This is a genomic window from Mesorhizobium sp. XAP4 (genome assembly GCF_029269325.1).
Classification (GTDB): domain Bacteria; phylum Pseudomonadota; class Alphaproteobacteria; order Rhizobiales; family Rhizobiaceae; genus Mesorhizobium; species Mesorhizobium ciceri.
Map to the genome: position 1 here is coordinate 1427677 of NZ_JARIXW010000001.1, position 21969 is coordinate 1449645.

The 21969-nt window shown below is 60.8% G+C and carries 27 protein-coding genes; 17 read left to right on the top strand and 10 right to left on the bottom strand.

Going from position 1 to position 21969, the window contains the following annotated elements; all coding sequences use genetic code 11:
- The first annotated feature begins 152 nt into the window (after nt 1–152).
- The 4 genes from P3C39_RS07205 (at nt 153) to P3C39_RS07220 (ending at nt 3820) form a co-directional block, all read left to right on the top strand.
- The gene (locus P3C39_RS07205; RefSeq protein ID WP_082826458.1) at nt 153–902 is read left to right on the top strand and encodes a Crp/Fnr family transcriptional regulator; all 750 of its coding nucleotides are present in this window, start codon (nt 153–155) and stop codon (nt 900–902) included.
- Between the two features lie 390 nt (nt 903–1292).
- A complete protein-coding gene (locus P3C39_RS07210; RefSeq protein WP_032809461.1) occupies nt 1293–1910 on the top strand; it encodes an alpha-ketoglutarate-dependent dioxygenase AlkB in 618 nt (205 codons plus the stop codon).
- A 132-nt stretch (nt 1911–2042) separates the two neighbouring features.
- Complete coding sequence (locus tag P3C39_RS07215) at nt 2043–2483, top strand: DUF2231 domain-containing protein (RefSeq protein WP_050596360.1); 441 nt, start codon at nt 2043–2045, stop codon at nt 2481–2483.
- On the top strand, nt 2480–3820 hold the full coding sequence (locus P3C39_RS07220; protein ID WP_275953002.1) for a sorbosone dehydrogenase family protein: 1341 nt from the start codon (nt 2480–2482) through the stop codon (nt 3818–3820). Before P3C39_RS07215 ends, P3C39_RS07220 begins: the two co-directional genes overlap by 4 nt.
- A gap of 26 nt (nt 3821–3846) precedes the next feature.
- Here the strand turns inward: P3C39_RS07220 and P3C39_RS07225 are convergent, their stop codons facing one another.
- Nucleotides 3847–4683 carry an alpha/beta hydrolase gene (locus P3C39_RS07225; protein WP_013531544.1) on the bottom strand — a complete coding sequence of 279 codons (837 nt, stop codon included), beginning with the start codon at nt 4681–4683 and terminating at the stop codon, nt 3847–3849.
- Nucleotides 4684–4990: 307 nt separating this feature from the next.
- Here P3C39_RS07225 and P3C39_RS07230 point away from each other — a divergent pair, with 307 nt between their 5' ends.
- Both P3C39_RS07230 and P3C39_RS07235 read left to right on the top strand, forming a co-directional pair.
- A complete protein-coding gene (locus tag P3C39_RS07230) occupies nt 4991–5608 on the top strand; it encodes an NAD(P)H-dependent oxidoreductase (RefSeq protein WP_024505224.1) in 618 nt (205 codons plus the stop codon).
- 156 nt (nt 5609–5764) lie between these two features.
- Complete coding sequence (locus P3C39_RS07235; RefSeq protein ID WP_013531546.1) at nt 5765–5929, top strand: DUF3309 family protein; 165 nt, start codon at nt 5765–5767, stop codon at nt 5927–5929.
- Nucleotides 5930–6058: 129 nt separating this feature from the next.
- On the opposite strand, the gene P3C39_RS07240 is transcribed toward P3C39_RS07235, so the two are convergent.
- Nucleotides 6059–6949 (bottom strand): DUF1236 domain-containing protein, encoded by an 891-nt coding sequence (locus P3C39_RS07240; RefSeq protein ID WP_275953003.1) that lies wholly within the window; start codon nt 6947–6949, stop codon nt 6059–6061.
- Nucleotides 6950–7142: 193 nt separating this feature from the next.
- Between P3C39_RS07240 and P3C39_RS07245 the strand changes: the two genes are divergently transcribed.
- Nucleotides 7143–7595 (top strand): membrane protein, encoded by a 453-nt coding sequence (locus tag P3C39_RS07245; protein WP_013531548.1) that lies wholly within the window; start codon nt 7143–7145, stop codon nt 7593–7595.
- Between the two features lie 91 nt (nt 7596–7686).
- On the top strand, nt 7687–7923 hold the full coding sequence (locus P3C39_RS07250; protein ID WP_027161660.1) for a hypothetical protein: 237 nt from the start codon (nt 7687–7689) through the stop codon (nt 7921–7923).
- 10 nt (nt 7924–7933) lie between these two features.
- On the opposite strand, the gene P3C39_RS07255 is transcribed toward P3C39_RS07250, so the two are convergent.
- On the bottom strand, nt 7934–8068 hold the full coding sequence (locus tag P3C39_RS07255) for a hypothetical protein (protein WP_275953004.1): 135 nt from the start codon (nt 8066–8068) through the stop codon (nt 7934–7936).
- Between the two features lie 416 nt (nt 8069–8484).
- On the opposite strand from P3C39_RS07255, the gene P3C39_RS07260 reads away from it, so the two are divergent.
- The 3 genes from P3C39_RS07260 to P3C39_RS07270 all read left to right on the top strand — a co-directional run bounded on the left by P3C39_RS07260 (nt 8485) and on the right by P3C39_RS07270 (nt 10372).
- Nucleotides 8485–8679 carry a DUF2934 domain-containing protein gene (locus tag P3C39_RS07260; RefSeq protein WP_032808298.1) on the top strand — a complete coding sequence of 65 codons (195 nt, stop codon included), beginning with the start codon at nt 8485–8487 and terminating at the stop codon, nt 8677–8679.
- A 262-nt stretch (nt 8680–8941) separates the two neighbouring features.
- Nucleotides 8942–9838 (top strand): alpha/beta hydrolase, encoded by an 897-nt coding sequence (locus P3C39_RS07265; RefSeq protein WP_275953005.1) that lies wholly within the window; start codon nt 8942–8944, stop codon nt 9836–9838.
- A gap of 123 nt (nt 9839–9961) precedes the next feature.
- Nucleotides 9962–10372 carry a DUF427 domain-containing protein gene (locus P3C39_RS07270; RefSeq protein ID WP_013531554.1) on the top strand — a complete coding sequence of 137 codons (411 nt, stop codon included), beginning with the start codon at nt 9962–9964 and terminating at the stop codon, nt 10370–10372.
- Between the two features lie 43 nt (nt 10373–10415).
- Here P3C39_RS07270 and P3C39_RS07275 read toward each other — a convergent pair whose 3' ends face one another.
- Nucleotides 10416–10835 carry an HD domain-containing protein gene (locus P3C39_RS07275; RefSeq protein WP_275953006.1) on the bottom strand — a complete coding sequence of 140 codons (420 nt, stop codon included), beginning with the start codon at nt 10833–10835 and terminating at the stop codon, nt 10416–10418.
- A gap of 24 nt (nt 10836–10859) precedes the next feature.
- The gene (locus P3C39_RS07280; RefSeq protein ID WP_275953166.1) at nt 10860–11255 is read right to left on the bottom strand and encodes a GFA family protein; all 396 of its coding nucleotides are present in this window, start codon (nt 11253–11255) and stop codon (nt 10860–10862) included.
- A gap of 201 nt (nt 11256–11456) precedes the next feature.
- Here P3C39_RS07280 and P3C39_RS07285 point away from each other — a divergent pair, with 201 nt between their 5' ends.
- Nucleotides 11457–12065, top strand: coding sequence for a cysteine hydrolase (locus tag P3C39_RS07285; RefSeq protein WP_013531556.1), 609 nt, complete (start codon nt 11457–11459; stop codon nt 12063–12065).
- A gap of 100 nt (nt 12066–12165) precedes the next feature.
- Entirely contained in the window at nt 12166–13440 is a 1275-nt protein-coding gene (locus P3C39_RS07290) for a DUF763 domain-containing protein (RefSeq protein ID WP_275953007.1), read from the top strand.
- A gap of 23 nt (nt 13441–13463) precedes the next feature.
- On the opposite strand, the gene P3C39_RS07295 is transcribed toward P3C39_RS07290, so the two are convergent.
- The 5 genes from P3C39_RS07295 to P3C39_RS07315 all read right to left on the bottom strand — a co-directional run bounded on the left by P3C39_RS07295 (nt 13464) and on the right by P3C39_RS07315 (nt 17424).
- The gene (locus P3C39_RS07295; protein ID WP_275953008.1) at nt 13464–13907 is read right to left on the bottom strand and encodes a PPC domain-containing DNA-binding protein; all 444 of its coding nucleotides are present in this window, start codon (nt 13905–13907) and stop codon (nt 13464–13466) included.
- 44 nt (nt 13908–13951) lie between these two features.
- Nucleotides 13952–14269, bottom strand: coding sequence for a hypothetical protein (locus P3C39_RS07300; protein ID WP_013531559.1), 318 nt, complete (start codon nt 14267–14269; stop codon nt 13952–13954).
- Nucleotides 14270–14386: 117 nt separating this feature from the next.
- The gene (locus P3C39_RS07305) at nt 14387–15982 is read right to left on the bottom strand and encodes a DHA2 family efflux MFS transporter permease subunit (protein ID WP_165447102.1); all 1596 of its coding nucleotides are present in this window, start codon (nt 15980–15982) and stop codon (nt 14387–14389) included.
- Nucleotides 15979–17154, bottom strand: coding sequence for an HlyD family secretion protein (locus tag P3C39_RS07310; protein WP_275953009.1), 1176 nt, complete (start codon nt 17152–17154; stop codon nt 15979–15981). Before P3C39_RS07310 ends, P3C39_RS07305 begins: the two co-directional genes overlap by 4 nt.
- 99 nt (nt 17155–17253) lie before the next feature.
- A complete protein-coding gene (locus P3C39_RS07315; protein ID WP_082827566.1) occupies nt 17254–17424 on the bottom strand; it encodes a hypothetical protein in 171 nt (56 codons plus the stop codon).
- Nucleotides 17425–17606: 182 nt separating this feature from the next.
- On the opposite strand from P3C39_RS07315, the gene P3C39_RS07320 reads away from it, so the two are divergent.
- The 4 genes from P3C39_RS07320 to P3C39_RS07335 are packed head-to-tail and all read left to right on the top strand — an operon-like array spanning nt 17607 to nt 21944.
- Nucleotides 17607–18224, top strand: coding sequence for a (2Fe-2S)-binding protein (locus P3C39_RS07320; protein WP_275953010.1), 618 nt, complete (start codon nt 17607–17609; stop codon nt 18222–18224).
- 1 nt (nt 18225) lies between these two features.
- Nucleotides 18226–19248 carry a xanthine dehydrogenase family protein subunit M gene (locus P3C39_RS07325; RefSeq protein WP_024505524.1) on the top strand — a complete coding sequence of 341 codons (1023 nt, stop codon included), beginning with the start codon at nt 18226–18228 and terminating at the stop codon, nt 19246–19248.
- A 3-nt stretch (nt 19249–19251) separates the two neighbouring features.
- The gene (locus tag P3C39_RS07330) at nt 19252–21531 is read left to right on the top strand and encodes a xanthine dehydrogenase family protein molybdopterin-binding subunit (RefSeq protein WP_275953011.1); all 2280 of its coding nucleotides are present in this window, start codon (nt 19252–19254) and stop codon (nt 21529–21531) included.
- A 23-nt stretch (nt 21532–21554) separates the two neighbouring features.
- Nucleotides 21555–21944 (top strand): RidA family protein, encoded by a 390-nt coding sequence (locus tag P3C39_RS07335; RefSeq protein ID WP_275953012.1) that lies wholly within the window; start codon nt 21555–21557, stop codon nt 21942–21944.
- Nucleotides 21945–21969: the final 25 nt, after the last annotated feature.

Sequence of the window (21969 nt, forward strand, 5' to 3'; positions counted from 1 at the left end):
GAGTCTTCAGCAGTAACTGTCGGTTTCATACCAACGCGCCCGCCCGTCTAGTGCTGCGCGAGACGAAGTCTATGGTTCGTTACCGTCCGCTCGTTCGACGGGCGCGGCCGGCTAAGAGATCCCAGTGCTCTTGCCCAAGGGAAAAGAGTCTCGTGGATTACCAGACACTGCAAGCCAAGAGCGAATTGCTTCGCCGGATGAGCGCGGACGATTTCGCGCGGCTACGTCCGCATCTGGCGAGTGTTTTTCTTGAGTTGCGCGCGCCGCTGGAGACCGCGGGGCAGAAGATCGAAGCCGTCTATTTTCTGGAAAGCGGGCTGGCCTCGGTAGTGGCGAGGACTTCGCCTGCGACCGAAGCCGAAGTCGGAATCATCGGGTTCGAAGGAATGACCGGTTCGGCCCTGGTCATGGGGGACGACCAGGCCAACTTTGATTGTTACGTCCAGTCGACATGCGAGGCTCTCCGGATAGAGGCTGCCCCCTTCGTCGAAGCCCTGGAGGACAGCCCTACATTGCGGTCGTTCCTGTTGCGCTATGTCCAATATTTCCATGTTCAGACAAGCTATACGGCATCGATCAACGCGCGGCAGAGCCTGGAAGTTCGACTGGCAAGATGGCTTTTGATGTGCAGCGACCGCACTGTCGGCGACAGGCTTATGATAACCCATGAATTTCTGTCCATCATGCTTGGTGTGAGGCGTCCGGGGGTTACCGTCGGCCTCCAGATGATCGAAAGTTATGGTTATATCCGAGCGCGCCGCGGAGAGATTACGATCCGCGATCGAGACGGTCTCATGACGTTGGCGCGAGATTCTTACGGTCCACCCGAAACCCAGTACCGCCGGCTGATCGGAGATTTGGGCTCGAAGCATCCCGCGAGGCAGGAGCGGCCTCTCGTTTGAGCGCGCCGGGCCAACAGAGGCTTCTCCGCCACAGAGCCGCCAGCGGACATTTCGAGTGGCCGGCGCGATGATGCCGGTGAGACACCGTTGCCTAAACCCGCGCCGGCCACTGCGGCATGTTTTGGGGATGCCGCGTTGCCAATCTAGTTGCCGACAAGCAACTGGCAACGAAAGCTCACGGTTTGGTAAGAACCGTACGTACATGCACGCAAACTCCCTCGGTCGCGTTCAAGGCATGCTCGCGAAATCCTGAGTTGAATACAGTCCCTCGATAAAATCCGGATTGGCAGGCCCTGTCCGTCGTTGTGGTGACGTCCGCAGGGTGGGTGCAGATTGGCTGGCCAGGTTCCGATATTGCCAGGCGGGCTGGCCTTCACCATCTTAGCTGGGATGGCGACACCCAAATCGAAAACACTCGACTCCGGCTCATCCGGGCTTCAGCACGATCTCTTTGGTGCTGCCGACGACCTACCGGAAGGTTTCTTCTATCAGCCCGAGTTGATCACGGCGCAAGAAGAAACGGAACTCGCCCGGCATCTGGAAGGCCTGCCGTTCGAGGCGTTCGATTTCCATGGCCATCTGGCAAACCGGCGCGTCGTCGGTTTTGGCCTGCGTTACGACTACGACAGACGCCAGGTCGTCGAGGCGCCGCCGATCCCTGACTTCCTGCTGTCCCTGCGCGACAAGATCGCAGCGTTGGCAGGCCGGCCCGCCAACGCCTTCGCGCAAGTGTTGATCAACGAATACCGGCCCGGCGCCGGCATCGGCTGGCATCGAGACAAGCCTCATTTCGAAGACGTTGCGGGTGTTTCGTTGCTGGCGCCTTGCAGCTTCCGGCTCCGGCGGAAGAATGGCACCAAATGGGACCGCCGGACCATCGTCGTCGAACCAAGGTCGGCGTATCTCATGACCGGACCATCGCGCATGGAATGGGAGCACAGCATTCCGGCGGTTGACCTGCACCGCTACTCGATCACCTTGAGGACATTGCGCGCCAACTCCGCATGAGCATCGCGCGCCGAGCCGTTCTGTCGCATTGCCAGCGCCATCACGAGTTCTTGAACGCAAAACGGTTCCGGGAACCTCCCAACCACAAGTTGGTTTGGAGGACAGGTACAGCTTCAAAGGTGGAGAATGTCCATGGCCCGTGCCCGATCCGTGTTGGTGGCAGCCAGGCGTCCGTTCCATAAAACGCCGATGGCGGTCGCAAACGCATGTTTCGTCGGCACATTGCTGACCGACGTTGCCTATTGGAGAAGCGCTGAAATGATGTGGGCAGATTTTTCCGCCTGGCTGCTCCTTGCCGGCCTGGTTGTAGGCGTGCTCGCGGTCCTTGCAGCACTTGTCGATTTGTCTACCGGCCGAATTGCCCGTCAAGCCGGGCCTGCATGGCCATATCTCCTTGGCAGCCTCGTCGTGCTCGTCATATCGCTCTTCAACGCACTGGTGCACAGCCGTGATGCCTGGACCTCGGTCGTGCCGACGGGGCTCATCCTGTCCGCCGTCGCCGTGATCGTTATCCTCTTGCTGGGACTGCTGGGATGGAGCTCCGGTCGCACTCACGTGGAGGTGGTCGAATGAATGTCTCCGCCAGACATATCCGGCGTATCGCGAGCCTCGGTCTGCTGTTCGGATCGATTTTGGCGCTGCCCGCATGCAGCGATAACGAACCGGATCCCACCGATCAGGTCGGAGCAAACCCGACGCTGCCTGAACCTATTCAGTATCTGGTGCCGCCCATGCATGTCGCGTCGGTCGTCGGTTGGAAACAAGACGAGAAGCCGACCGTCGCCAAGGGTTTGCAAATCCGGGCCTTTGCCAAGGGCTTGAGGCATCCGCGCTCGCTTTACACATTGCCGAATGGTGACGTTCTGGTGGTCGAATCCGTGGCGCCGCCCGGTGCCGCGATCAAGCGGCCGAAAGACCTGATCATGGGCTGGATCGAGTCGATGGCGACCTCGGGCGGCGGCACCGAAGGAAGCAACCGTATCACCCTGCTGCGGGATACGAACGGCGATGGTCTGCCCGATGTCCAGGAGGTCTTCCTCGATCATCTCAATTCGCCCTTTGGCGTGGCCCTGGTCGGCAACGATCTCTACGTCGCTAACACCGACGCCATCGTGCGTTATCCCTACACGTCGGGCGACACCAAGATCACCGCGCCGGGCGCCGTGCTGACGCCATTGCCCGGCGGACCTATCGATCACCACTGGACAAAGTCTCTCGTGGCCAGCCCCGACGGGTCTCGGCTGTATGTCGGCATCGGATCCAACAGCAACATCACCGAGAACGGCATCCAGGCGGAAAAGGACCGGGCCGCCATCTGGGAAGTCGACAGGGCCACTGGCCGCTATCGTATTTTCGCGAGCGGCCTGCGCAATCCCAACGGGCTGAGTTGGGAGCCGCAGAGCGGCGCGCTGTGGGCTGTGATCAACGAGCGCGACGAGCTCGGTCCTAACCTGGTTCCCGACTACATGACCTCGGTCAAGGACGGCGCGTTCTATGGTTGGCCGTACAGCTACTATGGTCAGCATGTCGACCCGCGCGTGATGCCGCAGCGGCCGGACCTCGTCGCCAAGGCGATCCCTCCCGACTATGCCTTGAGTTCCCACGTCGCACCTCTGGGCTTGACGTTCTACACTGGAACCAACCTGCCGGAGCTCTATCGCAACGGCGCCTTTGTTGGCGAGCATGGTAGCTGGAACCGCAAGAGCTTCAACGGCTACAAGGTCGTTTTCGTGCCGTTCAAAGACGGTCATCCAGATGGCAAGCCGCAGGACGTCGTCACCGGTTTCCTCGGCAAGGACAACAAGGCGCACGGGCGGCCCGTCGGCGTTGCCGTCGACAAATCCGGCGCGCTGCTGATCGCCGACGATGTCGGGAACACGGTCTGGCGCGTAACTTCCACGAGCCAGTAGGCACCTGCATAACGCTGATCGCTTCACTATCTCGGTGCGAATTCCACTAGCGCCTTGACGAATTCTGCCGGTGCCTCGATCGGCAGGAATTCGCCGCAGTTGGCGATCATGTGACCTTGCAGGTTCTTTGCGCCAGACATCCTCAGACCTTCGAGGTAATCGTCGATCGATCCAAAATCCGCGTCGCCGCGGATATAGAGGATCGGAACTTCGATGCGCGCCGGGGCATTGGCCTCGGCATCCTGCTTGAACGCGCGATACCAATCAAAGCCGGCCTTAAGTGCCTCCGGCCTCGCATAGGCCTGCGTCAACGTCTCCCGCATTTCATTGGTCAATGCTTCGGGACGGCCGGCGAGCAGATCGAAGAAAAAATCGAAGTAGGCGCGTTGATGGCCCGTCACCAGCAACTCCGGTAACTCAGGCACCGCATGAAACGCAAAGTGCCAGATGCCCGGGTTTGCGACTACCTTCGTCCATGGATGAAGGCCGGGGATAACCGTATTCATCGGCACCGCGCCGACGATGCGACCGCCATGATGGCGAGCAGCAGCGAAGGCAATCATGCCGCCCACATCGAAGCCTGCGACGACGATGGATTTGGCCCCAAGCGCCTCGGCGGCTGAAATCACAATACCGGCAAGAACCTTCTTTTCCGCCGACGGCGGAGTGCCACGCGATTCACCGATCTCCGGAAGATCGAAAGCCAGCGTAAAGTACCGTGTGCCGAGTTCATCGATCACGCCATCATAGATTTTCCGGGAATGGGGCCAGCCGTGCAGAAGGATCAAGGCCGGTCGGCGCGGATCGCCGGCCGTGGAGACCGCCAGCTGCATATCGCCTGCTTCGAGGGTCTGGACGAGCATCGTCTATCCATTTTCGGGAACTCAGAAGAAAACGAAGAGCGAACGAATAGGTTGCCCCACCAGTTCAGTCTGCGTCGCTCGCCGCTGCCCGTTCTCCAACGTCTGTGCTCAAGGACCAGCCCGCTTTCTGAGCCGGCTCGACCGTCACCAAGTAGGAGGAGGGGGCCATCCACCGGCCCTGTTGGTCCGCCTGCGGAACAAGCATTTAACCCTGGCGTTAGAATGCCGGGCGATCCCGCAACGGGCGAATGGGCAGTCGCGAAGTCGTCGCGGCGGTTTGCAATTAGGACAATGCAGGGAGATTCACATGCCGCTTACGGCCTTCGCACTCAATTGCTCGCTCAAAGCTTCGAACGACAGGGAAAAATCCTCCACCGATCGGTTGCTCGCCGATGTCCTGGCGGCGTTGATGCAATACGATGTGAAGGGCGAGATCGTGCGTGCACTCAGCCACGATATCAAGCCCGGCGTGCTCTCCGACATGGGCGAGGGCGACGATTGGCCGAAACTCAGAAAGAAGATACTGGCGGCCGACATCTTCGTGCTCGGGCTTCCGATCTGGCTTGGCCAGCCCTCGAGTGTGGCCAAGCGCGTCCTGGAGCGGATGGATGCCTTTCTCGAGGAGACGGATGACAGAGGGCGAATGCCGGCAGCAGGAAAGGTGGCCCTGGTGGCCATCGTCGGTAATGAGGACGGTGCGCATCACTGCCACGCGGAATGCTTTCAGGCATTGAACGATGTCGGCTTCACCATCCCGGCCAATGGCGGGGTCTACTGGGTTGGCGAGGCGATGGAGGACGTCAATTATGTCGACCTGCCGGCAACTCCGGAAAAAGTCTCGGGTGCGATCGAAATGGCAGCCTCAAACGCCGCCCATCTCGCTGGATTGCTGAAAGACCGGGGCTACTCGGGCGTCTCGGGATGACCTTTGTTCGCCTAAACAACTTTGAGCGGCCAGACCTTGCAGCGTCGATGAGGTCTCAATCGGGAACAGGAAGGCTTGTAGCGAGTTCATATTCTCATCAGCCGGCGACCGCCGCTCCGTCTACACGGCGCGAAGCCGCAAACAGGAGAGCAAGTCATGGGTCTCGGCACAATTCTTATCATCATTCTGATTATCGCATTGCTTGGCGGCTTTAGTGGACTTGGCGGCGGGCCATTCTACGGCACCGGCTATTACGGGGGCGGCGGCCTCGGTCTTCTGCTGCTTATAGTCATAATCCTGGTTGTGCTCGGCCGTCTCTAGCCGAGTCCGCCATGCGGTGGCAGGATTGTATCACCTGCCGCTTGCGGTTCTCTCCGGAGTTGCTTTGAATCCATAGCAGTCCGGCAATGACGGTCCGCCCTCTGGAGGGCGGACCACTCGTCGGACATATCAGGTCAAAATCAGCACGATCTTGAACGTATCCGGATCAACGATGACGATCCGACCGTCCGCAAGCACGAAATACTCGTAGCTTTCGTAAGCGGGAACGATCTTGACGATACGAGCCGGCAGCCGATGCAGCCTGACCTTGTGCCGCGGAACTTCGACGCCGACGCTGATGTCAAAATTGACATTGGACACAGGCTCGACCTTCGTCTCCCGGATAATCTGAGTGACTTGGGTTTTCTGCTCCACCGTCACGTTGTTGATGGAACCGGTCGACGTCGTATCCTGTGTCGAGGCCTTGCCCTGGGCCTGCTGGTCGGTGGTGGTGCCGGCCTTGCCCTGAGCCTGCTCGTCGGTCTGCATCTTGGTCTTGCTCTGGGCCTGCTGGTCGGTGGTGGTGCCGGTCTTGCCCTGAGCCTGCTCGTCGGTCTGCATCTTGGTCTTGCCCTGAGCCTGCTCGTCGGTCTGCATCTTGGTCTTGCCCTGGGCCTGCTGGTCGGTGGTGGTGCCGGCCTTGCCCTGAGCCTGCTCGTCGGTCTGCATCTTGGTCTTGCCCTGGGCCTGCTGGTCGGTGGTGGTGCCGGCCTTGCCCTGAGCCTGCTCGTCAGTCTTCAGCTTGGCTTTGCCCTGGGCCTGCTGGTCGGTGGTGCTGGCCTTGCCCTGGGCCTGCTGGTCGGTGGTGGTGCCGGCCTTGCCCTGAGCCTGCTCGTCGGTCTTCAGCTTGGCTTTGCCCTGGGCCTGCTCGCCCATCTTGGAGCCGTTCTGGCAGTCAGCCTGCCCGGAAGCGCAGTTGGCGTCTGCGCCAGATTGGCTTTCGGTCTGTTGTGTCTGAGCCACCGCCGTTCCACAGCCGAGCCCGATGGCCAGCATGCTGGTAATGAGAACACGTTTCATGGGAAATCTCCCTGGGTAAGGTTCGTCCCTTCACTGGGTAGAACCAGCACCCAAAAAAAATGTTCCGAGATAGATGCGTGAGTGCTAAAAAACGACCCCGCTTGAGATCATACGATCGCGGGCGGAAGCCGCCGTTAAAGCGACCTTTTCAACCTTGGCGATTGCCCTAGCTGTCTCCTGAGAGGAGACCGACATGGCAATCTATAGTCTGAGAGTGGTCAGCTTCATTTTCGTTGCCCTGGCTTTCGCTCCGGCCGCCGCGCATTTCTTCGCTATGTTCAACAAGATGAAGCTCGACGGGCCAAACTATCTGGCTGCGCAGCGCGCCTATGATGGATGGAGCCTGTTCGGCATCGTGGTGCTGGGAGCATTGCTCTCCACGGCCGCCCTGGCGATCCTGCTCTATCGAGCGAGCGCATCTTTCGGCTTGGTTGTTGTCGCCTTTCTAAGCATCGGCGCCACGCAGTTTGCCTTCTGGACGCTGACCTATCCAATCAATCAGGCGACCCGGAACTGGACTGTCCTCCCTGAAAACTGGGAGCTGCTGCGGCGCCAATGGGAGTATTCGCATGCCATCGCCGCAGGCCTCAACGCCTTGGCGTTGCTGGTCCTTTTCATATCGGCGCTTCGCCCTGCGGTGCGTTGAACGACCACGTCGTCACCAGCACGGCCAGCGGGCAGGAACCACCATGAAGCGGAATCATTGAAACGCCAGATGTTCCAGCGCGGCAGGAAAAATGAAACGGTACTATTTTGATCTTCAAAACGGTGACGGCGCGGTACCCGACGATGACGGGCAGCTGTTCGAATCCCGGGAACAAGCCAGAGCGGAAGCAATTCGTATTTTGCAGGATGTCGCGCAAGACGAAATGCCCGACTGCGATTTCGTCAAGATAACCGTCAAGGTACGCGATGAGATCGGTGCGCAGATGTTTGAGGCGTCGCTTGTTCTGACCTCCGGATGGAGCGTTTGATGTCGCAGTGCTAGCGGCGATACCGCACCGGGATTTGCACGACATTCTCCGATCCAGGCAGATCAAAGGCCATGGCCAGCTGACGTACGGAGGCCATCTCCACGATCAGTTCTTCAATCGAAAGGTCCGGCAGGCCGGTCTTCACCCTCTGCCTCACCCTGGCCGCAAGTTCATGAACCCGCACCGGGACGAAAAGCGGGCTGTCGTCCAGCAGTTGCTGATTTCGATGACCACATCGGCGTCGATGTCTTTCGGCAATTCCCGCATGAGCGTCACCTCCAATCGAAGCAACAGCCCGCCATGTCGATGCGACGGGCGATCCGGCTTTGAGCGCCGGGCAGTGGGATCGGAGAGGGACGTGCTCGGCGCTGGCCGATAGCCTGATTCATAAAACTGCGAGCATAGGTGTGTCACGAAAAAACATCGGTACGAAATTTACCAAGCCGGTCATCCCATGCAATCCACAAGGGCCTTCCCGAAATCCGGCAGCGGCTGTTGCCGACAGAGGAGGAACAAAAAATATGGCCCGGAATTGAGACTGACGAATTGGAGGATCTAGCCATGGACAGCAGGGAAGAAAAGATCAAACGACGGGCCCATGAAATCTGGGAACAAGAGGGCCGGCCGGTAGGCCGCGAGCAGGAGCACTGGGATCGGGCCGTGCAGGAGATCGAAGCTGAGGGTTCGGAGACTGAACGTGGCCCGGTTCTGCCTGACCCGACAGTTGCGGCCGATTCCAATAGCTCGAAGCGTTGATCGGCAATCCCATGGCGTCTTGAGGACCCCGGTCGGGCAACCAAATTGGCGGAACCTCGTTTGCCGGGCATCAACCAGAGGAGGTTTCGATGAAGAGGTTCTTTTCATTCCTGGTCTTGGCCGCTGCCCTTGCGCTCGGCGCCTGCGACAACAACACCGAGCCGATGAAAGCCACCAGCAACAAGAACCCACACGTTGATCAGGCCGCCAGACCAGGCCCCACGACTGGCGGCGACCAGCCAGCTACGGTGCCTCAGAGCAAATGAACTCCGTCTCACATTGCGACACACCTCTGCTGCGCGTCGCCTATCTCGATGGTGGACCGCAGGACGGCGCCCCGGTTGTCCTGCTGCATGGCTGGCCCGACGACGCGACGACATACGCTCGTATTTCGCCGGTCCTTCATGAAGCTGGCTTCCGTACGTTTTCCCCTTGGTTGCGAGGCTTTGGGCCGACATCGTTCCTGTCGAAAGAAACCATGCGCTCGGGCGAGATTGCCGCGATGGCGCAGGATGTGCTGGATTTTGCAGATGCGCTTGGCATCAGCCGCTTTGCAGTTGTCGGACATGATTGGGGCGCTCGGATATCCTATCTGCTCGCGTCGGTTTTTCCGGACCGCATCAAGTGCTGCGCTGCGCTGTCCCTCGGCTGGCAACCAGGGAAACCAGCAACGCCGGCGCCCGAACAGGCGAAAGCATTTTGGTATCAATGGTTCATGGCGACCGCACGGGGCGCCGAGTTCGTACGAAAGAACGGCAAGGAATTCGCCAGGTATCAGTGGGACAGCTGGGGTCCATTAGGCTGGTTCGACGACGCCATTTTCGATGGCGTTGCGAGCTCGTTCGAAAACCCTGACTGGGCGGATGTGACGTTGCATTCCTATCGGGTCCGGTGGGAAGAGGCCGAGCCCGATCCGCGTTACGCCGAACTCGCCCGCCGGCAAGCAACGGTCAAGATCATCACCGTGCCGATCCTGACGCTTCACGGTGGTGACGACCGCGTTGTGTTTGCCCAGTCTTCAGAGGGGCTCGAAGGGCATTTCACCGCGTTCTACAGGCGGGTGGTGCTGGATGGCATCGGACACTTCCCGACGCGTGAGGCTTTTGATCAGGTTTCGCGAACGTTGGCTGCATTTCTCGATAGCCATGGCAAGCGCTGACGGAGGGGCGCCATCGACCCCATAGTAAAGACCGGAACCTGACGCATCGCCGCGCATTTCGTCTCCATGCATGACGAACCGAAATGCGGTCTCGCAATCAATCGGCAGCCAGGGAGAATTTGGATGCAAGCTTCAGGCGCAATCTCAAGACACCATGCTGGCCAGTTGGCCATAGAACCGTTTGCGGGCACGGTGACGGTACGATTTTCCGACGCCATAGTCGCTGCCACGGAACGGGCGAAAGTGCTTCAGGAAGAAGGACATGAGCCCGTGTTCTATATTCCTTTCGAAGACATCTATTTTGACCTTTTCGAAAAAACGAACACCACCAGCCGCTCCCCTTTGAAAGGTACCGCGAGCTACTGGCGCGTCCATGCCGTGGGCAGCTCGGCTGACGATTTCATGTGGGCATACGAGACGCCTGAAACCGCGGCGCGGGCCATTGCACGTCATGGTGCATTCGATCCGGAAAAGGCGCGCATCGATGTCGAGCCCGCGGAGGACAGAAGGCATACGCCCCACGTCACGGAGTAGATTGCCCGTTCTCACCGGCGCGAGCTGAAATTCAAGGCTGGTGCTAACCGCGTGGAAACTCTTCATCAAGGATGCGTAGTGCCTCCTCGTATCTGACGGTTGATGCCCCAGCCTGTCGTGCCTGCCAGATATTGTCCGCCAGATCCGCGCGCTTCACCGGCAGCGCCAATGGATTCGATGCCGCTCGTCGCACGAACGCGAAGTAATCCTCGCCGTCCCTGCGCGACATGGCGTCGACGGCCGACGCGATCGTCGGGCCAAAACCGGCCTCTTCCAACCTGGTCCGGTCCCAGCCTTCGCCCTTTTCCAGGACGTCATGGAGATAGGCGACGACCTTCTGATCCTTGGTTTCGACCGCGTCAACGACACGGCGACTGTGCTCGATATAAGGTCGCCCGGTCTTGTCGCGCTGTGCCTGGTGGACCTCTTCGGCAATCTTGGCCGCCCGGTAAAACATGCTCATCAGGCTTCCCCTTCAGACATGGTTTCACCATCGCTCCTCGGTGTCGTGGTGCGGCAGGTCCATTCCGCAGCAAACCCAGCCAAGTCGCTGCCTCGATCCATAATTGTAGCGCGGCTCCAGGCGAGCCGGATCGTCGAACGTTCCGACATGAAGCGCGATCTCTCCCGGCGATGCGTCATAGGCGAGGCTGAGCGGCGATCCGCAGGCGGAGCAGAACCCCCTGCAGGCAATCGGCGAAGACCTGCGATAGGTCGGCGTCGCATCGATCCAGGTCACGCTTTGGGAAGGCACCCAGGCCAGAACCGCGAACGCACTGCCGGTCGCTCGCCGGCACATATCACAATGGCAGTAATGCACTCTCGGTTCGCTTCCAACGCGGAAGCGGATCGTGCCGCAGAGACATCCTCCGCTCAGTTCCATTTTGGCGCCCCGGTTGACTTGCGGCTCCAACGCCTCTCGCGCGGTCTCATGCGAGCACCTCCATTCATCACAGCGGAAACGCCGGTCATTTGCGTCGGTTCCTGTTGGCTATCTCAGGAACCAGTGCTTGCGCGCGGCGTTGCGTGTCTTTGCTGGCAAAATGAGGAGTCAGGGAATGCTTGGCCGGTCGGAGACGCACTGATGTCGATGCCGGGGCTGGCATACGGTCCCTTGGGCGATCGATGCATGCATGTCTGCGTGGATATGCAGCGGCTGTTTGCCGAGCCGTCTCAATGGGCGACACCCTGGATCACCCGGGTTCTCCCGCAGATCGAGACGCTGGTCGAAAGACGCGCGCCGCAGACGGTCTTTACACGCTTCCTGCCAGCCAAGAAGCCGGGGCAGGGCGTCGGCACATGGAAGCGCTATTATGAGCGCTGGGCTTCACAGACGATCGAGACGATCGGGCCTGAAATGACCGAACTGTTGCCGTCTTTAGCCGGCTACTGCCCGCCAGCGGCGATCATCGACAAGCACATCTACTCGCCCTGGTTCGAAGGGCGCCTCAGAGCCTTCCTGGTGGAGCGCGGCATCGATACGCTCGTCATCACCGGTGGCGAAACGGATGTTTGCGTTCTGGCCACGGTGCTCGGAGCCATCGATTTCGGCTATCGCGTGGTTCTCGTCACGGACGCGCTATGCAGTTCTTCCGATGCAACCCACGACGCACTGCTGACCGTTTACCACCAACGTTTCGCGCAGCAGGTCGAGACGGTTGAGATGGAAACGGTTCTCTCGAACTGGACTTGACGTTCGCTAACTCGGCTCGGCGGAAAGTGTCCATGCTTCCTTGCGCGGTTTGGCTGCCTATCTGTTAAGAGAATAACGGACACCAGAACGGGTAGCAGACGTGACGCAACGATCGGGAAGTGCTGATCTTCCACTCCATGGCGGGCGCGTGCCAAAATGGCTCGGCGACCGCATGACGCGTCTTGGCGCCGTGATGTGCGAAGCGATCATTCATCACTATGGTCGAGACGAACTGCTGCGACGGCTGGCGCATCCGTTCTGGTTCCAGTCCTTTGGTGCTGTCATGGGCATGGATTGGCATTCGTCGGGGATCACGACCAGCGTCGTGGGCGCTTTGAAGCGTGGCCTCACGCCGCTTTCCGGCGAGCTCGGCATTCATGTCTGCGGTGGTCGCGGCGCGCATTCGCGAAAAACCCCGCATGAACTCGAAGCCATCGGCCAACGCGTCGGCTTTGACGGAGCGGGCCTGGCCACCGTCAGCCGTCTTGTCGCCAAGGTCGACAGCGCCGCAATCCAGGACGGTTTCGATCTTTACCTGCATGGTTTCATCGTCACCGATGACGGTCGCTGGGTCGTGGTGCAGCAAGGCATGAACGGTGACAGCAAGGTGGCGCGCCGCTACCATTGGCTCTCCGACGGGCTCAAGAGTTTTGTCGACCAGCCGCATGCCGCCATCGAGGGCATCAATCAAGGCGAGATCGTCAACCTGACCGACAGGCGCGCCGACGCGTCGCGCCAAGGGCAACTGAACCTTTTGCAGGAGCTCGGACCCGATCGCATCCTGGGCGAGCTTGCGGCATTGGAGCGTTGCGCGGAGCCGAGGCGCCGGCAGGAACCGGAGCAGCCGCTGCTGCCGCATTTGGTCATGCCGGCCCATCATGACGTTCGCGAAAGCGATGTCGTCATGCATCGTCTTCACGGCAATATCGCCGCCGCCGCAGACCGCGGGCCCACCGATTTCGCCGAGCTCCTTCTGGTCCCCGGCGTCGGCGCGCGCACGGTGCGCGCGCTGGCCCTCGTTGCCGAGGTGGTGCATGGCGCGCCTTGCCGCTTTTCCGATCCCGGCCGCTTCTCGCTGGCGCATGGCGGCAAGGACAGGCATCCATTTCCAGTGCCGCTGAAGGTCTATGATGAGACGATCGGGGTTCTGAAGTCGGCCGTCCAAAAGGCAAAGCTCGGTCGCGATGAGGAAATCGGTGCCTTGAGGCGGCTCGACGATCAGTCGCGGCAAGTCGAACGATACGCAACCGGCCCCAGCCTGAAGGAAATTGTCGCGGGAGAATTCGACCAGTCGCATCTGCTTGGCGGGCGCAGCGTGTTCGGGTGGGAAGCGGCCCCGGACACAGCACCTGCTGAGCGGAGCAAGAAGGCCTGAGAACGAGCTAGAGCGGCTGGAGATCAATCGTCCAGATCGATGAGCGCGACATCGAGATCCGGGCGCTTGCTGCGGCGCAGATGGCCGGGCGCTTCCACCAGGGTGATTTCGAGCGTTGGCCGAACGATGCCATCAAGCAGATGTCCACCCCGGGTGGTGCCATCGCTCAATCCCAGCACCGCATGGACGTGCAGGCTGGGCTTATCGTCATCGCCCAGTGCGACATCGCCGATCGCGCTCAGAACCTCGCACTGTTCGTCGATAGGGATTTTGCGGTAGGTCTTCGCGTCCGGATCAAACCAGCCCACGGTGGCTTTTTCGAAAGCCCCTATGGCGGTCAGGGACGCGCTGCCGATCTTCTGGTCGACCGCGAAGGCGGTCAGTGCCGCGAACGCTTCTTCGCCTGGGTCGAGCACCAGGACAAATGTCCTTTGTCCGCCGATCTCATTGACGAGCTGCGATTTCATCCCTGTCCTTCCATCGTTCGGCCCCATTGAGCGCCGCCGTCAGATCAATGGGCACGGTGTTCCGCATTGCGCTTGCGGGTCGCTGCAGCTTTCTTTGCCGATTCCGATCGGCTTGCGGCAGATCGTGATGCCGATGCCTTGCCGCCGCTTTTGCCGCCTTTGTGCGCCGCCGGATGGCCCGTGTGTTTGCCGCGGCCCGAACCGCCTTCCTTCTTGCCGCCGCCATCGTCCTTGTTGACGGTTGCCCATGCGCGCCGCTCTGCCTCCTTGTCGGAAACCCCGCGCTTCTCATAACCTTCGGCAATGTGGTCGGCTTTACGCTCCTGCTTGTCAGTGTACTTCGATTTGTCGCCTCGTGGCATGGCCAGCTCCTCCTGTTGAACAAGGGCTGAACGTCGACTCGACGCGGTGGTTCCAACAGAAGTTCGCGAAGCCGAGGCCGCATGGCGGGGCAGCGCCATACACCGCCGCGGCGCGAGCTAACGCTTTTCGGGCCGGGGAGAGCGCAGCAGCAAGGCGAGGGGAACGAGCAGTGCGGTCGCTACCGCGCAATACCGAAAGACATCGATATAGGCGAGCAATGAGGCCTGCCGCGCTATCAACTGTCCTATCCAGCCGACCGCCTGCTGTTTTGCGTCGATCATCGGCGAGCCTTGAGCCACGAAGTGCTCGGTCGCCTGACGCAGAACCTGCTGGTAGGCCGGTGACGACTGTGCCGTGTGGCCGACGAGGTTTGCCTGATGGATTTGCGCGTTCTGGGCTATCACTGTGTTGGACAGCGACACGCCGATGCTTCCGCCGATGTTGCGGGCAACGTTGATGAGTGCCGACGCCTGGTTCGTCTGCTGCGGAGCAAGACCGACGTAAGCCGCCGTCGAGATGGGGATGAACAGGAACGGCAGACCGATCATCAGGAAGATGCGCGCGAAGGCAAAGAAGCCGAAACTGACGTCCGGGGTGAGCGATGTCATATGCCAGAGCGCGACAGCGACGACGGACATGCCTGCCATGATCAGGTATTTGGGCTGGACGATGGCGCCGGCAAATCCGGAAACCGGCATAAGCATCAACATTGCGATGCCACCCGGCATCATCGACAGGCCCGACAGGGTCGCCGTATAGTTGAAGGCGGTCTGCTGCAGTTGCGGCATCAACTGGGTGGTGCTGAACAGCACGGCGCCCACCGCCATCATCACCAGGAACGATGTGCCGAACTGGCGGCTGAACAGCAGGCGGACGTCGACGATCGGATCGCGGTGACTGAACTCCCACGGGATCAGCAGCAGGAATGAGACCGCCGAAATCGCCGCGAAGGTCACGATGAAACCTGATGCGAACCAATCGTTGCGCTGGCCCTCATCGAGAAAGATCTCCAGGCAGCCAAGTGCCGTGGCGACCAGGATGAAACCGACCCAGTCTATTCTGAGGCCGCCCTTCAACCGTTCCTGCCGTTCGCGCTCGAGCACGTCAGGCTCGACCACCAGCCACTGCACCAAGGCAAGCGACATGATGCCGAACGGGACATTGATGAAGAATATCCAGTGCCAGGAGAAATGGTCGGTCAGCCAACCGCCGATGGTCGGCCCGACTGTCGGTGCGACGATGACGGCAATGCCGTAAAGAGCAAATGCCTGGGAGCGTTTTTCGGGTGGAAAGGTGTCGGCGAGAATGGATTGTTCGCTGGGTGCCATGCCGCCGCCGCCGAGGCCTTGCAGGATCCTGAAGACGATGAGCATTTCCAGATTGGGCGCCAGGCCGCACAGCAGCGACGCTATGGTGAAGATCGCCACGCAAAGCATGTAGTAACGCTTGCGGCCGATGACGCTGGCCAACCAGCCGCTAACCGGGATGATCACGGAATTCGCGACCAGATAGGTGGTGATCACCCAGGTGCTTTCGTCCATCCCGGCCGCGAGGCTGCCGGCGATGTTGCGCAGCGCCACGTTGGCGATCGAGGTGTCGAGCACCAGCATGAAGGTGGCGATCGAGACGACGACTGCGATCAGCCACGGATTGCGCCCGCCGGCGGCGGACCGGCTTTCGCTCCGTTCACCAGCCATTTCGACGGCGCTCATCTTACCTTGACTGTCGGCACCACCGACAGGCCTGGACCCAGCAGCACGCCCGGCGGTCGGTCGAAGACGATCTTCACGGGCACGCGCTGCACCACCTTGACGAAGTTGCCGGTGGCATTCTCGGCCGGCAGCAGGCTGAAGGCGGTGCCACTGCCCGCCTGGATGCTGTCGACGCGGCCGTGGAAGTTCTTTTCGGGATAGGCGTCGATATCGATGTCGACGGGCTGTCCCGGCCGCATCAGATCAAGCTGGGTCTCCTTGAAATTAGCCTTCACCCAGACCTCGTCGGGAACGAACATCATCAGCACCTGACCAGGCTGGGCGTAGGTGCCCTTGGCGGCCGTGATACTGGTGGCGCGACCGGTGACAGGCGCGGTTATGATGGTGCGCGACAGCATGGTGCGGGCCTGCTCCTGGCTGGCCTTGGCTTGATTGAGCTTTGCTTGCGCGCTCTTGGTCTGTGCCTGCAGAACAGTGACCTGGCTTTTCGCGGCAGCGACGTTTGCTCCGGCGCTGTCGAGGGCGGCCTGGTCCTGGCGCAGGGTAGAAGCGGCCTGTTCCGCCTGCTGTTGGGTGGAGGTTCCCTTGGCCAGCAGCTCACGGTTGCGCTTGTCCTCCGCTTTGGCAAACTCGAGCGCGGCCTGGGCCTGCGCCACCTGCTTCTGTGCCGCATCGATCTTGGCGTTTTGTGCTTCGATCTGTGCGCCGACATCGACGATCTCGGCCTGCGCCGAGGCCACACCGGCGTCGGCTTCCGCCAGGCTTGCCTGATAGTCGCTGTCGTCGATGCGCAAGAGCACGTCGCCGGCTTTCACAGACTGGTTGTCGGTGACCGCGACATCGGTGATACGACCCGATATCTCGGCACCGATCGTCACCGTGCGGGCGTCGATGAAAGCATCGTCGGTCGATTTATACTGACGCGCGTCCAGCCACCACAAGACCAGCCCTACGGCAATCAGCAGCACTGCGAGCAGGATGGCGATGGATATGTAAGGGTGCCGCCGAGGGAAGCTCAGCAGGCTGGGCTTTGGTTCTCCGGCCTGCTTGTCCTGCTTGTGCTCCTGACCGACGTCTCTCCGGTGCTTTGGCGCCGCCTCTGAGGTGGCCCTGCGTGACTTGGCGTGCGTGTCGCCGGTTTCAGATTCTTCGGTTTGGGTTTTCGCGTCCACGGGAGAACTCCCAGGAGTTTTGACCGTGGCCAGTCAACGACAACTGGTCGTAAAAGGTTCCTGGCGACCGGGCACGGTTTCGCGCCTGGCGGAATTGGTTCAGCCGATTGCCAATCTGACCGCGATGACCAGGATCACGATACCGACCAAGCCGGCTATGAAGATAACCCGACGCGTGCGCGTTCGCAGGATGATCTCGCCCTGTCTCGCCTGCTCCGCAGAGAACACAGGTCCATTGTCATCGTCCTTGTCATGCCGACCATCGCTCATGATCGCCTCCTTCCGGCCCTTGGCACACACCGGCTCTTGGCCCACAACCATCGCTCGACAGGTGAGGTTCCGGTTACATCGATCCCGCCCGCAGAAAAAAGGATCACAGGCTCGTGAGCAGGGAACTTTGTCCTCCGCGACTGGTTTGGGCCGCTTGAGACCCAGCCAGCCCGGAGCCAGCCATGTCCGATGCCAAGATGTCCAGTGGCCTGAGCAGACGCATGTTCATGACGGCCTCTGTTTCGGCGGCGGCGGCGATGCCGCTTGTGAATTCCCCGACGAGAGCTGCCCAGCCAGCGTCCGCAAAGCCAGCCGAACCGCGCGACTTGTCGGCGGTTTCAATGCGTATCAACAAACAGACCTACAATCTCGCGCTCGACAATCGAACCAGCCTGCTTGACGCTCTGCGCGACCACGTCGGCCTGACCGGCACCAAGAAAGGTTGCGATCACGGTCAGTGCGGCGCCTGCACGGTTCTGATCGATGGAAAGCGGGCACTGTCCTGCTTGAGCTTTGCCGTCATGAACCAGGGGCGGGAGATCACAACGGTGGAAGGCCTGGCCTCGACGGACGGGGAACTGCATCCGGTCCAGCAGGCCTTCGTCGACCACGATGCCTTTCAATGCGGCTATTGCACACCGGGTCAGATCATGTCCGCCATCGGTTGCATCAACGAAGGCCATGCTGGATCGGAAGATGACATTCGCGAATATATGAGCGGCAATCTATGTCGCTGTGCGGCGTATCCCAACATCGTTGCGGCGATCGTCCAGGCGCGCGACGAGATCAGGAGGGCTTAGGATGCGCCCCTTCGTTTATGAAAGACCAACCAGCGTCTCCGCTGCAATCGCCATGGCATCCCGTGTCGATGCCGTGCGCGTTCCGCCAACCGGCGCCGACACGCAATTCATCGCCGGCGGCACCAATCTGGCCGACTACATGAAGCTCGGTGTCGCGCGGCCGGACCGACTGCTTGACCTCAACACTCTTGCCGAGCCAGCCTTGCGGCAGATCAGGATAAACGATGACACGATCCGGTTTGGTGCACTGGTCCGCATGGGTGAAGCAGCCGACAACGATGACGTCCGGCGGCGTTGCCCGGCCCTTGCCGACAGCCTGAAATTCGCCGCCAGCGGTCAGCTTCGCAACATGGCGAGCCTGGGCGGCAATGTGCTGCAACGTACGCGCTGCGAGTATTTTCGAGAGATTTCCTGGCCGTGCAACAAGCGCGAACCCGGCTCCGGCTGCGCTGCGATGGAAGGGTCCAATCGCCAGCACGCCGTGCTGGGTACGAGCAATGCCTGCATCGCCACTTATCACGGCGATTTCGCGCAGGCGCTGGTTGCGCTCGATGCCACCGTCGAGATCGAAGGTCCGCGGGGAAGGCGCACGCTTGCATTTGCCAAGCTGCACAAACGGCCGGGCGACACGCCCGACATCGAGACGGATCTCGCCGCCGACGAGCTCATAACCGCCATCGAAGTGCGGCTCGAACGGTGGAGCAGCCGGTCGCGCTATCTGAAGATTCGCGATCGCGAATCCTACGCGTTTGCGTTGGCGTCCGCGGCTGTTGCGCTCGACATGGATGGCGAGACGGTAAGGAGTGCGCGCATTGCGCTTGGTGGTGTGGCGACGGTGCCGTGGCGGGCGCGCGAAGCAGAGGACGCGCTACAGGGCAAAGTGCTTGACGAAGCCGCGGCGCAAGAGGCTGCCGAGGCTGCCTTCGCCGATGCCAGACCGCGCGAGCATAACGCATTCAAGATACCGCTCGGCAAGCGCACGCTGGTGCGGGCGCTGCTCGAAACCCGGGATATGAAGGGCTGAGCCATGAACCAAGCTGCACCCGCCCCCAGGGAAAACCAGGGCGATCCGGTTGTCCGCATTGACGCCCGGCTAAAAGTTACCGGACAGGCCGGCTATCCCGCCGACATCGTCACGGCCAACGTCGCCTACGGTGCCCTTGCCACCAGCAGCATTGCCCGGGGCAAGGTTTCGGGACTTCACACGAAAGACGCCCGGGCCGTACCCGGTGTGCTGGACATCGTCACCTATGACGATATGGACCAGACCGACACGCCGAAATTCGGCAACACCGGCGCAAGTTCGATCGGGCCTTTGCACGACAAGACGGTTTTTCACGACGGTCAGATCATCGCTCTGGTGGTTGCCGAGACCTTCGAGGCGGCGGAGGAAGCCGCAATGTTGATCCGCGCCGACTATGAGGACGAACGGCCCGCCGCCAGCTTTGATTCCAAGGGCGTGAAGATGGAGCCGGCTGCCGGCAAAAACCCTATGTTCAAGGAGGATGCGAAGGCCGGTGATTTCGATGCCGCCTGGGCGGATGCGACGGTAAAGATCGACGAAAAATATTCGACGCCGACCCAGCATCACAATCCGATCGAACTGTTTTCGACCACCGCAATATGGCAAGGCGACCAGTTGACCATACACGAGCCCAGCCAGAACGTTACCGGCTGGAAGGTGGAACTGGCACGCCAGCTGAAGCTCGATCCGGCCAATGTGCGGATCGTCAGTCCCTATATCGGGGGTGCCTTCGGCTCCAAGGGGCCGATGACGGCACGCACCGCTATCGTTGCCGTCGCGGCGCGACGCATTGGCCGCCCGGTTCGCTGCGTCGTCAATCGCATGCAAGCCTTCGGTACGCAGACCTATCGCGCCGAAACGCGGCATCGGATCCGCATGGGCGCCGGCAAGGACGGCCGCATCACGGCGTTCGGACATGAGGCCTGGGAGGTGACGTCACGCCCTGACCCTTATGTCGTCGGCGGCACGTCCGCCACCGCGCGCATGTACAATTACGGCGCCGTTCTGACGCATGTTTCGCTGGTTCATGCCGACCGCAACACGCCTGGCTACATGCGATCGCCGCCGGAGACGCCTTATGTCTACGCGCTGGAAAACGCCATGGACGAAATGGCTGTGGCCCTCGGCATGGATCCTGTCGAGTTTCGTCGCATCAATGAACCGGAGAAGGAGCCCATCGGAGGCAAGCCATTTTCCAGCCGCTCACTCATCAAGTGCTACGACCAGGCGTCGGAGGCCTTTGGCTGGTCGAAGCGCGATCCCAAGGTCGGCTCGATGCGCGACGGCGACTGGCTGGTCGGGATGGGCTGTGCGACGGCGATCTATCCGACTGCCGCCGCGCCCTGCGCGGCCCGGGTTCGTCTCACCGCCGACGGCGAGGTTCGGATCCAGTGCGGCTCGCATGAAATCGGCACCGGCGTTCGCACCATCGCCGGCCAGATGGCGGCCGAAAGACTGGGCATCGGCATGGACAAGATCAGCGTCGAGATGGGCGACAGTGCCTTGCCGCCGGCTCCCGTGTCGGGCGGATCGATCTCGACCGCCAGTGTCTGCTCGGCGGTCATGAAAGCCTGCGACGCGATACGCGGAAAGCTGTTCGCCGCCGCTGCGGGCAGGGGGGCTCCGCTGGCCGGTTCGGGCAATGCGAAGCTGGATTTGAAGGGCGAAGAGGTCGTCACCGAGACCGGCAAATCCGCAAAGCTGGCTGATGTCTTCAAGGCTATGCAAGTCGGCGCCATCGAGGAATATGCCGAGTTTGCGCCGAAGGGTTCTTCGCCTGAAGCCCTCAGCAAACTCTATGCCGGACAGTCGGAATTTCATGGTGGAGAGAACGACGAAGATTCGGTCAAATATGCCTTTGGCGCCGAGTTCGTCGAAGTGCGCATCAACAGCTATACACGCGAAATCCGGGTCCCGCGCATCGTCGGGGCCTTCGCCGCCGGGCGCATCATGAACACGCGCACCGCGCGCAGCCAGCTGATGGGTGGCATGATCTGGGGTATCGGCCAGGCGTTGCACGAGGCGACGGAAATCGATCAGCGACAGGCGCGCTACGTCAACCGCGACCTGCAGGACTATCTCGTGCCGGTCAACGCCGACATCAAACAGGTCGACGTTATCCTGGTCCCCGAAATCGACCATCAGGTCAACCCTGCCGGCGTCAAGGGTTTGGGCGAACTCGGCAATGTCGGAACGGCTGCTGCCGTGGCGAGTGCCGTCTATCATGCCACCGGCAAGCGCATTCGCGATCTGCCGATCAGAATAGACGATTTGATAGGCTGACGATCAAGAGTTCTGGACCAAGCATGGAACTCGTAACCCATAAGAAATTCAAAAACGGAAGGTTGATGCCGTGGGGAAAAGGCACGGTCGTCTCCGGAGCAAGGGGATTTGTCTACCTTTGCGGAAATACGGCAACCGCCGAAAATTACGATCCGACCGGAAAGAGAGGAGGGGGATTCACTGGCGATGCTGCGGCACAGTGGCGCGCAATTCTGGCGAACATCAAATCAGATCTGGAAGAACTCGGCAGCGCGCTCGACTATCTCATCCGGCTGACCTTCTTCATCAAGGGGCCATTTCCCGATGGCGGCGTTCTGAGTTCACCCAATTTTCGTCTCGACGTACTGGACGAGTTCTTTGCCGAGCATTGCCGAAGCACTGCAGCTATAACAACCCGCCGCCTTCGGAGGTGATCGGAGTTGCAGCGCTTGCGCAAGC

What these genes read in the sequence shown, in the direction of transcription:
- P3C39_RS07210 (WP_032809461.1), top strand. Translation starts at nt 1,293, where the DNA reads ATGGCGACACCCAAATCGAAAACACTCGACTCCGGCTCATCCGGGCTT.
- P3C39_RS07335 (WP_275953012.1), top strand. Translation starts at nt 21,555, where the DNA reads ATGGAACTCGTAACCCATAAGAAATTCAAAAACGGAAGGTTGATGCCG.
- P3C39_RS07315 (WP_082827566.1), bottom strand. Translation starts at nt 17,424, where the DNA reads ATGAGCGATGGTCGGCATGACAAGGACGATGACAATGGACCTGTGTTC.
- P3C39_RS07215 (WP_050596360.1), top strand. Translation starts at nt 2,043, where the DNA reads ATGGCCCGTGCCCGATCCGTGTTGGTGGCAGCCAGGCGTCCGTTCCAT.
- P3C39_RS07285 (WP_013531556.1), top strand. Translation starts at nt 11,457, where the DNA reads ATGTCGATGCCGGGGCTGGCATACGGTCCCTTGGGCGATCGATGCATG.
- P3C39_RS07275 (WP_275953006.1), bottom strand. Translation starts at nt 10,835, where the DNA reads ATGAGCATGTTTTACCGGGCGGCCAAGATTGCCGAAGAGGTCCACCAG.
- P3C39_RS07225 (WP_013531544.1), bottom strand. Translation starts at nt 4,683, where the DNA reads ATGCTCGTCCAGACCCTCGAAGCAGGCGATATGCAGCTGGCGGTCTCC.
- P3C39_RS07330 (WP_275953011.1), top strand. Translation starts at nt 19,252, where the DNA reads ATGAACCAAGCTGCACCCGCCCCCAGGGAAAACCAGGGCGATCCGGTT.
- P3C39_RS07305 (WP_165447102.1), bottom strand. Translation starts at nt 15,982, where the DNA reads ATGAGCGCCGTCGAAATGGCTGGTGAACGGAGCGAAAGCCGGTCCGCC.
- P3C39_RS07280 (WP_275953166.1), bottom strand. Translation starts at nt 11,255, where the DNA reads ATGGAACTGAGCGGAGGATGTCTCTGCGGCACGATCCGCTTCCGCGTT.
- P3C39_RS07240 (WP_275953003.1), bottom strand. Translation starts at nt 6,949, where the DNA reads ATGAAACGTGTTCTCATTACCAGCATGCTGGCCATCGGGCTCGGCTGT.
- P3C39_RS07235 (WP_013531546.1), top strand. Translation starts at nt 5,765, where the DNA reads ATGGGTCTCGGCACAATTCTTATCATCATTCTGATTATCGCATTGCTT.
- P3C39_RS07220 (WP_275953002.1), top strand. Translation starts at nt 2,480, where the DNA reads ATGAATGTCTCCGCCAGACATATCCGGCGTATCGCGAGCCTCGGTCTG.
- P3C39_RS07245 (WP_013531548.1), top strand. Translation starts at nt 7,143, where the DNA reads ATGGCAATCTATAGTCTGAGAGTGGTCAGCTTCATTTTCGTTGCCCTG.
- P3C39_RS07270 (WP_013531554.1), top strand. Translation starts at nt 9,962, where the DNA reads ATGCAAGCTTCAGGCGCAATCTCAAGACACCATGCTGGCCAGTTGGCC.
- P3C39_RS07300 (WP_013531559.1), bottom strand. Translation starts at nt 14,269, where the DNA reads ATGCCACGAGGCGACAAATCGAAGTACACTGACAAGCAGGAGCGTAAA.
- P3C39_RS07325 (WP_024505524.1), top strand. Translation starts at nt 18,226, where the DNA reads ATGCGCCCCTTCGTTTATGAAAGACCAACCAGCGTCTCCGCTGCAATC.
- P3C39_RS07250 (WP_027161660.1), top strand. Translation starts at nt 7,687, where the DNA reads ATGAAACGGTACTATTTTGATCTTCAAAACGGTGACGGCGCGGTACCC.
- P3C39_RS07320 (WP_275953010.1), top strand. Translation starts at nt 17,607, where the DNA reads ATGTCCGATGCCAAGATGTCCAGTGGCCTGAGCAGACGCATGTTCATG.
- P3C39_RS07260 (WP_032808298.1), top strand. Translation starts at nt 8,485, where the DNA reads ATGGACAGCAGGGAAGAAAAGATCAAACGACGGGCCCATGAAATCTGG.
- P3C39_RS07265 (WP_275953005.1), top strand. Translation starts at nt 8,942, where the DNA reads ATGAACTCCGTCTCACATTGCGACACACCTCTGCTGCGCGTCGCCTAT.
- P3C39_RS07230 (WP_024505224.1), top strand. Translation starts at nt 4,991, where the DNA reads ATGCCGCTTACGGCCTTCGCACTCAATTGCTCGCTCAAAGCTTCGAAC.
- P3C39_RS07295 (WP_275953008.1), bottom strand. Translation starts at nt 13,907, where the DNA reads ATGAAATCGCAGCTCGTCAATGAGATCGGCGGACAAAGGACATTTGTC.